The sequence below is a fragment of the Nitrospirota bacterium genome, from assembly GCA_016235245.1.
Classification (GTDB): domain Bacteria; phylum Nitrospirota; class Thermodesulfovibrionia; order Thermodesulfovibrionales; family UBA6898; genus UBA6898.
This window is the reverse complement of record JACRLO010000012.1, coordinates 69,913-82,453: the sequence shown is the minus strand read 5'-3', so window position 1 is coordinate 82,453 and position 12,541 is coordinate 69,913. Positions and strand designations below refer to the sequence as shown.

Below are 12,541 nucleotides of genomic sequence, written 5' to 3'. Positions count from 1 at the left end.
TATTGACAATCAAAAAACGTAATAGGTATAGTTATTGTCCGGGGGCAGTTAGCTCAGTTGGTAGAGCACGGGTCTGAAAAACCCGGTGTCCGCAGTTCAATTCTGCGACTGCCCACCATGATTTTATTGGTCTTCCCACAGAGAGTCAAGATGAAAAGCTCTTCATTATTACTTTCCCATCCATGCCTCAGGAGATAACCACCCCTCGCCTCAAGCGCCGGTAAGCGCATAGTTCTATCTTATAGATACTCATGAAGCAAAAGAAAGTCGTAAGGTGAGATGCTATAATGGAGTTCATGGAAAAGCATAAGCCTCATACGGTTCCCAAATCTGTTATCTATGCTTTTTTTGTGCTCGGCCTTGTTTCCGCAATCGCCTTCAGGGGTATTATCATTTTCCAGCACCTTGAGCCGACATGGGTTCGGCCAGTTTGGTATGTTGGCACCATAGGGTATTTCTTTTTTTTCCTGTACCGGTACATGATAACGAAGAAAAGGAAGCATACTATCGAGCAGTATCAGCTTATCGAAAAATTGAAGGCAAATGCCTGTCTTGAAGAACAGGACCGGGAGGCAGTGCTTTATCTCCTCTCTTCTATCAAGTTTTCTCTTGAGGACATCAACTACGCGCTTATCTTTATCCTCTCCGTTCTTGCGATCGTGGCAGATCTTGTCCTGACCCAGATGAAGTGAAAAATATCGGTGCGAACAGCCAGCCCCTGTTGTCTGTTTGTGCAATAAATAGGTAAAATAAAAATTGTTACGGAGTTTGTTGACTTCTTTATGAAATCGAACTATCCACGAATAATCGTTGCAGGAATGAAGGGGGGGGCTGGCAAGACAACGGTCAGCCTGGGCATTATTGCTGCCTGGAAGAAGCAGGGCCGATCGATCGTCCCGTACAAAAAAGGGCCTGATTATATTGATGCAGGCTGGCTTTCTTCAGCGGCTGAGCATGCCTGCTATAACCTTGATCCCTTTCTAATAACAAAGGAAAAGATCATCTCGTCATTTGTCGGCCACTATGGCAAGGCTGATTGCGCTGTTATTGAGGGGAACCGCGGGCTTTATGACGGCATGGACGCAGCAGGGACGTACAGCACTGCTGAGCTCGCAAAAAACCTGAAAGCACCAGTAATCCTGGTGCTCGACTGCACCAAGGTGACACGGACAGCTGCTGCAATGCTTCTTGGCATGCTGAAGTTCGACCCAAAGGTGAAGATCAGCGGCGTGGTCTTAAACCAGATTGCAGGCAAACGGCACGAAAAAGTGATCAGGGAAGCGATAGCGAAATACTGCAAGGTGCCGGTTGTGGGCGCAATACCGAAACTTCGTGACGGGCAGCTTTCAGAGCGGCATATGGGACTTACGCCCTTTCAGGAACATCAAAGCGTCAAGAAGGCGATCGCAGCATGCGGGGATATCGCAGAGAAATACCTCGATCTTGATGCGATCCGGAAAATAGCAGATAAGGTCGCGGGCAAGGGATTGGGGTTCGGCAAGAGTCATCACTCATCACCCATTACGCATCACGATGTTAAAATCGGCATCATCCGGGACTCTGCCTTTCAGTTCTACTACCCTGAGAATTTTGAGGAGCTTGAGAGGCGCGGGGCAAAGCTTATTGAGATCAGCGCGCTTAAGGCGAAGAAACTGCCTGATATTGACGCACTCTATATAGGCGGCGGATTTCCTGAAACGCATGCCATTGCACTTGGCAGAAACGCCAGCTTCAGGGTTTCAGTTAAAAAGGCAGTTGAAGATGGCCTGCCGGTCTATGCTGAATGCGGCGGCCTGATGTATCTTGGCGAGGCGCTGCTGCTGGACAAAAAAACATATCCCATGGCAGGGATATTCCCTGTCAGGTTCAGTCTTGAGAAGAAACCCCAGGCACATGGGTACACCATTGTCAGGGTGGCAGGGGCTAATCCTTTTTATAAGAAGAGCACCCAGATCAAGGGCCATGAGTTCCATTATTCCCGGGTGATCGGCCCAACGAAAAAAGGGACGCTGCAGTTTGCATTTCGAATGGAACGCGGTGAGGGCATTATGGATGGGCAGGACGGGATCTGTTATAAGAACGTGCTTGCAACGTATACACACCTGCATGCGCTTGGCTGTCCCGAGTGGGCCGAGGGTATGATCATGCAGGCAATCGAGTACCGGAGGGGCAGAAAATAGATGCAGAAATCAGAGATCAGGGAGTTCCTTGGCCGGTATCAGCTTCAGCCGATAACAGAAGCAGCGAAAAAGGACCGGAGCATAATCAGGATGCTCATATCTCTTGTCTATGACAAGGAAAATCTGGAGAGCTGGCGGGCCATAGAGGCCATAGGGCTTGTTGCCGGAGAGATCGCCAAAACGAATGTTGATCTTATCAGGAATCTGTGCCAGAGGTTTCTCTGGATGATGCGGGATGAGTCAGGAAATGGTCCGGGCAGTGCGCCCGAGCTGCTGGGCGAGATCGTCAGAAGCACCCCTGATGCGTTTGCCGACATTGGACAGGTTATCACATCCTTTTATGATGAGAAGATGCTCAGGCGCGGTGTGATGCGGGCGATCTGGAGGATCGTTGACATACGGCCTGACCTGCTGACCATAACGCAGGACCTGAGGGATCAGAAGCTCTGCCTTGATGACGATGATGCCGGGGTGAGGGCATATTCGCTGATGATCGCCGGGGCGATGAGCTTGCAGGAATTCCGGCCGACTATGGAGGGGCTTATGGGCGATATGAGTCAGGTTACTATATATAATAAGGGAGAATTTATGAATACAACGGTTTCCGAGATCGCAAATAAAGTTGTTGCCGGCCTTCAGGGCAAGGCGAGTTTATAATGAGTGAAGGAAGACGAGGTCATAATGATGTGCTGGGCTGCCCATTTTGTGAGCAGCCTCTTGGGGAACTTGAGGAGATCATCTCAAAATTTGGGAATGTGATAAACGGCGGGAAATGTGAATGCGGAGCTGTCTTTGTGTATGATGGTTCCGGACATAATGTCGGCGATGCCTATGTTGACGGCCTGACTCTTCTTTGCAACGGGGATCTGGACAAAGCATGGTCTATGACGCCCGAAGAAGACTATGAAGTGAAAGAGTTTAACTATGATGCAAGGAAGAACCGGTTCAGCTCAGAATCACTCGGCAGGGGAAAACGTTCCCCGGTCTATCTCTTCGTTAAGCTGAAAAAATAGTATCCATGCCTCGCACAGTTGAAACGTTACCTTTTCGTATGCTTATATATTGAGTTTCGAATTCTGGCAACCCAGTCTGCAAAAAATAAAGAAGAATCATCTGTTGATAAGATTTTTTTATTTGACCGGGGGCCGGTTTCTGTATTACTGTTTATAGCTCATAACAGAGCCTGTTTATTAATCAAGCATTCATGATGTAGGGAGTAATCCCTTCGAATGTATTTTGAACCTAAGTAAAAGGGGGAAGAAAGCATGGCAACAATGGATTTTCAGGGAAAGTCAATCGAGGTAGATGATGATGGATATCTTCTGAACCTTGATGATTGGACAAAGGAGCTTGCAGACGTTCTTGCTAGCCAGGACGGAGTTACTCTCACTCCTGCACACTGGGAAGTTATCAACTTCCTGCGTGACTACTACAAACAGTACCAGATTGCCCCGATGATCAAGATCCTGGTCAAGGAGATCGGAAAAGCGATGGGGCCTGAAAAAGGCAACACCAAGTATCTGTACGAGCTCTATCCGGGCGGTCCTGCAAAGCAGGCATGTAAGTATGCAGGGCTTCCAAAGCCTACAGGCTGCGTATAGCCCTTTGGCTGCAGAGGCGGCTGACAAAAATAGTACCCCATTGAGTATTCATTGGGGTATTGTTTTTTCTGCTGCATGGGCCAAGAGTGTATCACTTCAGAAAGACACGAGTTCTCTATCTACAAAAATCAGAGGAGAATTTTGCACCAGATGAGCCTGAAGCATATCCTAGCAGAAAAAAAAGACGTTATTCTTGCCTCATGGTTCGACCGCATTCTCGACACCTATCCTCCTGAGACTGCCAAGTTCCTCAAGAACCAGAAGGACAGATTTGCTAATCCGGTTGGTCAGACCATTCATGAGGGGATAGGGGGTATTTTTCAGGAGCTTGTCCATGGCGGCGAGATCGAAAAGGTCTCTGGGTTTCTTGATGCTATGATCAGAGTAAGGGCAATCCAGGAATTTACTGCTGCCCAGGCAGTAGCATTCATCTTTTTTCTCAAGAGCATTATCAGGGAGGGGATCAGTGATATACCCCTTACGTCAGAACTTGCCGAGGAACTCGCTGCCCTCGAATCACAGATCGATTCCCTTGTCCTCATCGCCTTTGATATCTTCATGCAGTGCCGCGAAAAGCTCTACGATATTAAGGCGAACGAGATGAGGAACATGACCTACAGGCTCCTCCAGCAGGCGAATCTGGTCACAGAGGTCGAGGGAGCGAAACAAGAAACCATGTTCATTTCAATACCAAAGAAAGAGGTAAACACATGAAAGTCGTATTGCCCTTCATTGCAGTTGTGGTACTCGCGCTGCTTGCATTGGTCGGGGTGACAGTGGCACATCAGGTGGAATTCTTCTTCGGGGTCATAGTTCCCTATGCAGCTGTTGCGGTCTTTATTTTTGGGTTCATGTACCGCGTTCTGCAGTGGGCGAAGTCCCCCGTGCCATTCTGCATTCCTACTACCTGCGGGCAGCAAAAGACGCTTCCGTGGATCAAACATGACAAACTCGAGAATCCTGTCACGACACTGCAGGTTGTCGGCAGGATGCTTCTTGAAGTGCTGGTCTTCCGCTCCCTCTTCAGAAACCTGAAGACATAGATGAAGGATGTCAAGATCGTTTACGGGTCTGAGAAATTGCTCTGGCTCGCAGGCCTGGCCTTTCATTGGACATTTCTCTTTATCTTTGCAAGGCACTTCCGTTTCTTTTTTCAGGATGTGCCCTTGGTTCTCAGCATGATGGAGGGAGTGGACAGTTTTTTCCAGGTAGGGGCGCCGCTTTTCTATATGACCGATGCCGTAATCCTGGGTGCTGTTACGTTTCTCCTTTTCAGGAGGCTCTATCTGCCGCAGATCAGGTATATCTCTCTTGCTGCCGACTTTTTCCCGCTCTTCCTGATCCTCGGCATTGCGCTTTCCGGCATTCTTATGAGATATATGTTTAAAGTGCATATTGTCGCGGTAAAACAGTTTGCTATGGGCCTGGTCAGTCTGAGCCCGATTATACCGCAGGGCATAGGCGCGATATTCTACGTGCATCTTTTTCTGATCTGTACGCTGCTCATGTATTTTCCTTTCAGCAAACTGATGCATATGGGAGGAGTATTCCTAAGCCCAACAAGGAATATGGCGAACGATAGCAGAATTGTGCGGCATATCAACCCCTGGAACTATCCTGTGCATGTCCACACATATGAGGAATATGAGGATGACTTCAGGGAGAAGATGAAGAAGGCCGGGCTACCGGTCGAAAAGGAGTAATCATGGCAAAACTTCCAACACCAGAAGAACTCATGAAGATAGATTATAACCCGCCCCAGTCTGAAAACTGGATGGATAAAACGGTTGAATTCAAACAGGGCAACTTCTGCTGGGGAGCCAAGGGGAAAAACCTCGCTACGGTAGAATTCCCGAATGCCCGCGACTGGTCTCCGGTTGAAGAGAACTGGAAACTGCCGCAGGACTGGGAAGGAACGGTCCTAGAGGCAATGGCAGACAGGCTTTCCAAATACCGCTCCTTCAAGATATTCATGGATATATGCGTCCGATGCGGGGCGTGCGCGGACAAATGCCACTTCTTCATCGGCGGCGGCGATCCCAAGAACATGCCTGTGCTCAGAGCCGAGCTCATGAGATCTGTTTACAGAAAGTATTTTACGAACTCAGGCAAATATCTCGGTAAGCTTGCCGGTGCCCGCGAGCTCGACACGGCCGTACTGAAGGAGTGGTGGTATTATTTTTATCAGTGCACAGAGTGCAGGAGGTGTTCGGTCTTCTGCCCCTACGGCATAGACACGGCAGAGATAACGATGATGGCAAGGGAGTTCACGAATCTCCTCGGCCTGAACACTGACTGGATATCGGGGCCGGTAGCAAACTGCTACATGAAGGGAAACCACCTCGGCCTTGAGCCGCATGCCATCATGAACAGTGTTGAAGGCATGGTTGACGATATCGAAACCATAACCGGTATCAGGATTAACCCATCATTCAACCGGAAGGGTGCAGAGATCCTCTTCGTAACGCCGTCAGGCGACCTCTTCGCAGACCCGGGAACATTCACCTGTATGGGGTACATGATGCTCTTCCATGAACTGGGGCTTGATTACACCTGGTCAACCTATGCGTCAGAAGGCGGCAACTTTGGCTTATTCACGTCAAACGAAATGGCCAAGAGGCTGAATTCCAAGATCTACGCTGAGGCGAAAAGACTCGGCGTAAAATATATCATTGGCGGAGAATGCGGCCATATGTGGAGGGTTCTGAACCAATATATGGATACCTGGAACGGCCCGGCTGATTTCATGGAAGTGCCGAAATCCCCGATCACCGGAACGGTCTTCGATAATGCTGCGTCGACCAAGATGATCCATATCACCGAGTTTACGGCTGACCTGATCAAGAACGGGAAGCTGAAGCTTGATCCGACCAGAAACGATGATCTTATCGTAACGTACCATGACTCCTGCAATACTGCCAGGGGCATGGGGCTTCTCGAAGAGCCGCGCTATATCATTAATAACGTATGCAATAAATTCCATGAGATGCCTGAAAATACAATCAGGGAACGGACGTTCTGCTGCGGCAGCGGAACAGGCCTGAATGCCAGCGAGAATATGGAGCTCAGGATGCGCGGCGGCCTGCCAAGGGCGAATGCCGTAAAACATGTTGTAGACAAACACGGGGTGAACACGCTTGCAAATGTCTGCGCTATTGACAGGGCAACGCTCTCTGCTTCCATGGACTACTGGGTGCCGGGAACGCGTGTTGCCGGGGTGCATGAACTGGTGGCGAACGCCCTGATTATGACAGGAGAGAAGGAAAGGGAGACGAACCTTCGCGGCGAACCGCTCCCCGGGAAGGGAGGTAACGAATAATGTATAATTCCGGAAAGATCATGGCAGGGCTTGCAGTCTTCTTTATCCTGGCTGCATTACCGTTCCTGCTGAACCTTGGGAAGGCAAATGCGAAGATCGAACCGAGCCTCAACACGCCGGAGATCAATGCCATGCCGGTGAAGCAGTGCGTGGAGAGCAAGGAGTTCATGAGGGCAGAGCATATGCAGCTTCTGAACACCTGGCGGGACGAGGTCGTCAGAAACGGCAACCGGATATACACCAGCAGGTCTAACGGCGGCAATTACGTTATCAGTCTCCAAAATACCTGTATGAAATGTCATTCAAACAAGAAGGAGTTCTGTGACAAGTGTCATAACTACATGGCTGTGAAACCCTATTGCTGGAGCTGCCATATCGCCCCGAAGGAGGAAAAGTCATGAGTTTAAACAGAAGACAATTTCTGAAATTAGCAAGCGTTTCCACTATCCTTGGTGTCGGCAGCGCTACGGCCATTACAAGCCTCGGAAGGGGCGGACTTGAGGCGTCACAGACATCTCCTGATCCTAAAGCCCTTAAAGCAAAACGGTGGGGATTTGTGGTTGATGTCAGCAGACTCAAAACAGATGAGGATTACCAAAAGTGTATTGACGCATGCCATAACATCCATAATGTTCCGACACTCAACAATCCGAAGCATGAGATCAAATGGATATGGAAAGATGATTATGAGCATACGTTCCCTACACTGACTGAAGATAAGATCATGAACAAAGAGCTGCAGGAGAAGAATTTTCTGCTCTTCTGCAACCACTGTGCGAACCCTGCCTGCGTCAGGGTCTGTCCGACCCAGGCAACATTCAAGCGCAAGAGCGACGGTATTGTGATGCAGGACATGCATCGATGCATTGGCTGCAGGTTCTGCATGGCAGCCTGCCCGTTTGGCGCAAGAAGTTTTAACTATGTTGATCCGCGGAAAGATAATGCCATTAAGGTAGAGAATAAAGAATTCCCGACCCGTATGATCGGTGTTGTAGAAAAATGTACTGCCTGCTATGAAAGACTCGCAATCGGCAAGCAGCCGGCATGTGCCGAGGCGTCCAATGGCGCAATCGTATTTGGCGATCTGGAAGACCCGAAATCAGAGGTCAGAAAGGTTATCGCCGAGAAGTATACGATCAGGCGTAAGCCTGAACTCGGGACACAGCCGAGTATCTACTACGTAATTGGAGGTGGCGAGCATGTTTGAAAGGGCCCTTAGCGGCAGTAACAGATACTGGGCATGGATATTTTTTCTGCTTGCAGTGATAGGTGTCGGTTTTATCGCCTATATGAAGCAGCTCAATGAAGGTCTGGGGATTACCGGACTGAGCAGGGATGTTTCCTGGGGATTCTATATAGCCCAGTTTACGTTCCTCGTTGGCGTGGCGGCATCAGCAGTTATGCTCGTTATCCCTTACTATCTGCATAATTTCAAGAAGTTCGGCAAGATCGTTATCCTCGGTGAATTTCTTGCTGTCTCTGCTGTCTCGATGTGCATGCTCTTCATCCTCGTTGACATGGGCCAGCCGATGCGGGTCTTGAATGTTGTCCTGCATCCAACGCTGAATTCGGTTATGTTCTGGGATGCGCTTGTGCTGAACGGGTACCTTTTCCTGAATATCATCATTGGCTGGACAACGCTTGCGGCTGATCAGAAGCAGGTGGCGCCGCCCCAGTGGGTCAAGCCGCTGATCTACCTTTCGATTCCCTGGGCAGTCAGTATTCATACGGTAACGGCATTCCTCTATGCAGGACTTCCCGGCAGGCATCTCTGGCTTACCGCTATTATGGCAGCCAGGTTCCTTGCCTCAGCTTTTGCAGGCGGTCCTGCAATTTTAGTGCTTCTTGCTCTTTTGGTGAGGAAGTTCAGCAAGTTTGATCCTGGGCAGGAGGCCATCCAATCACTGGCCAAGATCGTCACGTATGCGATGTGCGCGAACGTCTTTTTCTTTCTTCTTGAAGTGTTTACAGCATTCTATAGCGGTATCCCCGGTCATGCGCATCCGCTTGTTTATCTCTTTGCCGGACTTGACGGGCATACCAAGCTTGTGCCCTGGATGTGGACTGCTGCAGTGCTTGCCTTTGCCAGCATAGCACTTCTGGTAAACCCGTCCACCCGCCAGAACGAGGGGACGCTGAAGGTCGCGCTCGTGGGGGTTATTATTGCAGCATGGATTGACAAGGGTATGGGCCTTGTCATCGGCGGGTTTGTGCCGAACCCATTTGAGCGGGTGACGGAATATGCGCCGACCATGCCTGAGCTTGCGATCACCTTTGGTGTTTATGCTGTTGGACTGCTCGTTCTTACGCTGCTCTATAAGGTAGCCGTGGGAGTCAGGGAAGAAAATGGTGCAGTTGAGCACTGACAGCAAGGTGAATTTATTAATTGCCATTGCATACGAATAGCAACATTTAATTAAAAAAGGAGGAAATAGCATGTATCTTTTAACTGTGAATGCCGATACTTGTACTGGCTGCGAGGAGTGTGTAAACAACTGTCCTGTCAGTGTGTTTGACATGGTTGATGGCAAGTCTGTTGCAACGCGCGCAGATGATTGTGAAGGTTGTCAGACCTGCACGAGTGTCTGCCCGTCAGGAGCAGTAACTCTTACCGAGATGTAACGAATTTCTTTTTCGCTGCCGGACACGCCCAGAATCACGGGGTGACGGGAAGCGAACGAAAACAGTATTATGCAGGTTTTGTCTTGACGCAATTTGCTGGTAACTGGTATAAAACAGAACTTTTCACAACCCTATTTAAGGAGGTATCCTGAATGAAATTAGCTGTCCTTATGAGCGACTACCGGACCGGATCTGATATCGTGGACAGGCTCAGTGCTGAAAAACTCGGCATTATTCTTGTCGGCAATGGTGTGTATCATGCTGCAGCAAAAGAAGGTGGCAAGGCTTGTGCCATCCTTGACAAGAAGGCTGACTTCTATGCCTTGACCGAGGACTTCGAGAGCAGAGGCTTTACGGCTGACAAGCTCGATAGCCGCGTAAAGGCTGTCAACTACGGCGATGTGGTTGATCTTATATTTAACGATTACGAAAAAGTAATCTGGTTATAGGAGGGTACTATGGGTAAATTAACAATAGGTACATTTTCATCACTTGTAGGCTCAATGTCACTTGATTTTTCGGTAAAGCTTGCTGATGCTGCTTTGAAAAAAGGGCATAAAGTCGATTTCTGGATGTCCGGCAATGCTACCATGCTTGCGAAAAAAGGACAGAAGGCCTTTAAAGATTATTCATTTCTCTCAAAGACCCTTCAGGAAATGTTAGCAACCGGCAATTTCAATATTACAGCATGTGAGGCCTGCGCAGAGGCAAGGGGCTACCATAAGGAAGACTGCCCCGACGGTTTTCAGCGCAAAAGCATGGACTGGTATCTTGCGAGCACCTTTGAAGCAGATAGAGTCCTGCATATAGGAGGAGATTAATATGGCGACCAAGAAACTTGCATTTGTTGTCCGTTCACTTCCTTATAAAACAGAGGCATCAAGGCTTGCTCTGACCCATGCAATTTCAAGTCAGACGGTCGAGATCTACCTTAATGACGGAGACCTTGTCGAGGCTTCTATTTCCTATGTCGGAGACGGCGTATTCAACATTATGAAGAACCAGCAGGCCGGCAAGCATTACGGCATCACGACAAACGAAGGTCATGCGAAGAATACCCTTCTTCTCGATCTGAGGGTCCTTATCTGCAAGGAAGATCTTGATAAGTTCGGCCTTACCGGGGAAAACCTGATTATGGATGCCGATGATCTCGGCGGTGATATGAAAGCGAACATCGTATCCTATAGTGAAATACAGAAGGAGATGGAGACGGCTGATCATCTCCTCTTCTGCTAAATTAAGGAGGAAGAAAAATGGCAGATTTAAAATCACAGACACCGACACAGGTACTCGATGTGCTGGGCAGAGTATGCCCGTACCCTCTTGTGCTGACCAAAAAAGCGATTGAAAAGCTTCCGAGCGGCGGTATCATCAAGATCCTCTGCGATGCACCAGCATCGGCTGAGGACTCGCTTCCGAGGTTTGCAGAGAGCAAGGGGATGCCCTGTGAGGTAGTAAAGCAGGGTGAAAGCTGGGATATTTATATCCAGAAGCCCTAAGCTGATTAAGTTTTATTGGAAGGCCCCTGAAAACCCAGGGGCCTTTTTTTTGTTGCATAGAGTGACAAGCAATTATCCTGCTCTTCTTTGATCAGCATATAGAGGAGGACATCAATGTCGTCAATTATCCCCTTAAACAGTCCTCCGTGGCTTTTTGATGAAGAGAAGAGTTCTTCCCTGATTTTCTGTATAGCACGATTGTCGCACCGTTCATAGGTGATATGGTTGCTCTGCAACGCAAGCCTTTCAAGGACCAGTAATCTTTTTGCCCTTTCCGAAAAATATACAAGCCGTCTGCTGATAGCAGTTAGGTCGTTTTCTATAAGTCTGTTCATTTTGGCCGGACGATTATTAAGTCTTTGAGCAATTCCCTGAATCATGATATAAAGCGTGCAGTATTCAAGACCCCTGACCCCTCTTCGCCACTGAAGAAGCATTGGGTTTCGCCAAAACCAGAGGAAATTTCTTATCCCGAGATCGATAATGTCGGATACTGCTGATTCAAGGACAGTAATTACGGGTAATGAAGACGCGCCATCAATTGCATGAGCAATGCTCTCCTGCCTAAAAGAAGAGGAATGCCCCTGCTTCTGTCCTCCTATATATTCCCATAGATTTTTCATTACCTGTATGCCGTTTTTATCATCCAAAGTATCGAAATGAACAAGAGAGAGTAAAACTCTTCCGCTGCCATATTTCCCTTCGACTACCACTGGATCGTCAAGAAGCCGTTTAGGGTCGAGGTTGATCTGATAAATCTGCTCAAGCTCTGCCCAGTTTCCTCTGCTTTCCACATCGCCAATATTGAGGTCAGAGCTGAATGCATCAGGCATCGGTGCCATATATGAGGCGATGACGTTTATAGAATTGTCTTCAATGGTGAACTGTGGAGGCCACCAGGCATGAAATATGGGTGAATCGATATGCTGAAAAACAGGGTGATCAGAGGCATTCAACCTAATTCTTCCGCTAAAGCTTGGGATTCGATCCCTTGTAGGTTTTCGTCTGATCTTAAGAAGGCCGATACCATCAAGCGTTGCCAGCCCTGCTCCACCGCAGAAGCCGAGATAACTCCCTCCGTCATGAACAAAACTCTTAACTGCCTCAATACCTGTCTCTCCCAATGCCTTCAATTTGTTTGATGACCATCCGCCAGGAACAAAAAGCAGAGAATACCTGCCAAGATAACCTTCCTTAATTTCATCAGCCCGAATAAGGTCAAAAGCAAGGCCGGCTTTTCGCAGGGACTTCAGTGCCATAACTCCCCAGAGAAAAGAATCGTCCCATAAAAGCGCTGCGCTGCTTTGTTGCAATTTGTGT

16 protein-coding genes, 1 tRNA gene and 1 pseudogene are annotated in these 12,541 nt (G+C 48.6%); 17 read left to right on the top strand and 1 reads right to left on the bottom strand.

Going from position 1 to position 12,541, the window contains the following annotated elements:
• The first annotated feature begins 42 nt into the window (after positions 1-42).
• The 17 genes and pseudogenes from HZB31_06580 to HZB31_06500 all read left to right on the top strand — a co-directional run bounded on the left by HZB31_06580 (position 43) and on the right by HZB31_06500 (position 11,221).
• A tRNA-Phe gene (locus tag HZB31_06580) sits at positions 43-118 on the top strand.
• A 178-nt stretch (positions 119-296) separates the two neighbouring features.
• The gene (locus HZB31_06575; GenBank protein ID MBI5847602.1) at positions 297-692 is read left to right on the top strand and encodes a hypothetical protein; all 396 of its coding nucleotides are present in this window, start codon (positions 297-299) and stop codon (positions 690-692) included.
• A gap of 90 nt (positions 693-782) precedes the next feature.
• Positions 783-2,180 (top strand): hydrogenobyrinic acid a,c-diamide synthase (glutamine-hydrolyzing), encoded by a 1,398-nt coding sequence (gene cobB / locus HZB31_06570; protein ID MBI5847601.1) that lies wholly within the window; start codon positions 783-785, stop codon positions 2,178-2,180.
• On the top strand, positions 2,181-2,837 hold the full coding sequence (locus HZB31_06565) for a hypothetical protein (GenBank protein ID MBI5847600.1): 657 nt from the start codon (positions 2,181-2,183) through the stop codon (positions 2,835-2,837).
• Positions 2,837-3,193, top strand: a complete 357-nt coding sequence (locus tag HZB31_06560; protein MBI5847599.1) for a hypothetical protein — start codon at positions 2,837-2,839, stop codon at positions 3,191-3,193. The genes HZB31_06565 and HZB31_06560 overlap by 1 nt, the downstream gene beginning before the upstream one ends.
• 252 nt (positions 3,194-3,445) lie before the next feature.
• A complete protein-coding gene (locus tag HZB31_06555) occupies positions 3,446-3,781 on the top strand; it encodes a TusE/DsrC/DsvC family sulfur relay protein (GenBank protein MBI5847598.1) in 336 nt (111 codons plus the stop codon).
• Positions 3,782-3,931: 150 nt separating this feature from the next.
• Positions 3,932-4,495: an RsbRD N-terminal domain-containing protein gene (locus HZB31_06550; protein ID MBI5847597.1), complete on the top strand. Its 564-nt coding sequence runs from the start codon at positions 3,932-3,934 to the stop codon at positions 4,493-4,495.
• A pseudogene (gene dsrM / locus HZB31_06545) lies at positions 4,492-5,484 on the top strand (sulfate reduction electron transfer complex DsrMKJOP subunit DsrM). Before HZB31_06550 ends, dsrM begins: the two are co-directional and overlap by 4 nt.
• Before the next feature lie 2 nt (positions 5,485-5,486).
• On the top strand, positions 5,487-7,100 hold the full coding sequence (locus HZB31_06540; protein MBI5847596.1) for a (Fe-S)-binding protein: 1,614 nt from the start codon (positions 5,487-5,489) through the stop codon (positions 7,098-7,100).
• Complete coding sequence (dsrJ, locus tag HZB31_06535; protein MBI5847595.1) at positions 7,100-7,501, top strand: sulfate reduction electron transfer complex DsrMKJOP subunit DsrJ; 402 nt, start codon at positions 7,100-7,102, stop codon at positions 7,499-7,501. The genes HZB31_06540 and dsrJ overlap by 1 nt, the downstream gene beginning before the upstream one ends.
• Complete coding sequence (locus tag HZB31_06530; protein MBI5847594.1) at positions 7,498-8,307, top strand: 4Fe-4S dicluster domain-containing protein; 810 nt, start codon at positions 7,498-7,500, stop codon at positions 8,305-8,307. Before dsrJ ends, HZB31_06530 begins: the two co-directional genes overlap by 4 nt.
• Entirely contained in the window at positions 8,300-9,466 is a 1,167-nt protein-coding gene (gene nrfD / locus HZB31_06525) for a polysulfide reductase NrfD (GenBank protein MBI5847593.1), read from the top strand. The genes HZB31_06530 and nrfD overlap by 8 nt, the downstream gene beginning before the upstream one ends.
• 70 nt (positions 9,467-9,536) lie before the next feature.
• A complete protein-coding gene (locus tag HZB31_06520) occupies positions 9,537-9,722 on the top strand; it encodes a 4Fe-4S binding protein (protein MBI5847592.1) in 186 nt (61 codons plus the stop codon).
• A 152-nt stretch (positions 9,723-9,874) separates the two neighbouring features.
• Entirely contained in the window at positions 9,875-10,171 is a 297-nt protein-coding gene (locus tag HZB31_06515) for a hypothetical protein (GenBank protein ID MBI5847591.1), read from the top strand.
• Positions 10,172-10,180: 9 nt separating this feature from the next.
• Positions 10,181-10,543, top strand: coding sequence for a DsrE family protein (locus tag HZB31_06510; protein MBI5847590.1), 363 nt, complete (start codon positions 10,181-10,183; stop codon positions 10,541-10,543).
• A gap of 1 nt (position 10,544) precedes the next feature.
• On the top strand, positions 10,545-10,958 hold the full coding sequence (locus HZB31_06505; protein MBI5847589.1) for a DsrE family protein: 414 nt from the start codon (positions 10,545-10,547) through the stop codon (positions 10,956-10,958).
• A 17-nt stretch (positions 10,959-10,975) separates the two neighbouring features.
• On the top strand, positions 10,976-11,221 hold the full coding sequence (locus tag HZB31_06500) for a sulfurtransferase TusA family protein (GenBank protein MBI5847588.1): 246 nt from the start codon (positions 10,976-10,978) through the stop codon (positions 11,219-11,221).
• Between the two features lie 5 nt (positions 11,222-11,226).
• Here the strand turns inward: HZB31_06500 and HZB31_06495 are convergent, their stop codons facing one another.
• A complete protein-coding gene (locus tag HZB31_06495) occupies positions 11,227-12,534 on the bottom strand; it encodes a hypothetical protein (GenBank protein MBI5847587.1) in 1,308 nt (435 codons plus the stop codon).
• Positions 12,535-12,541: the final 7 nt, after the last annotated feature.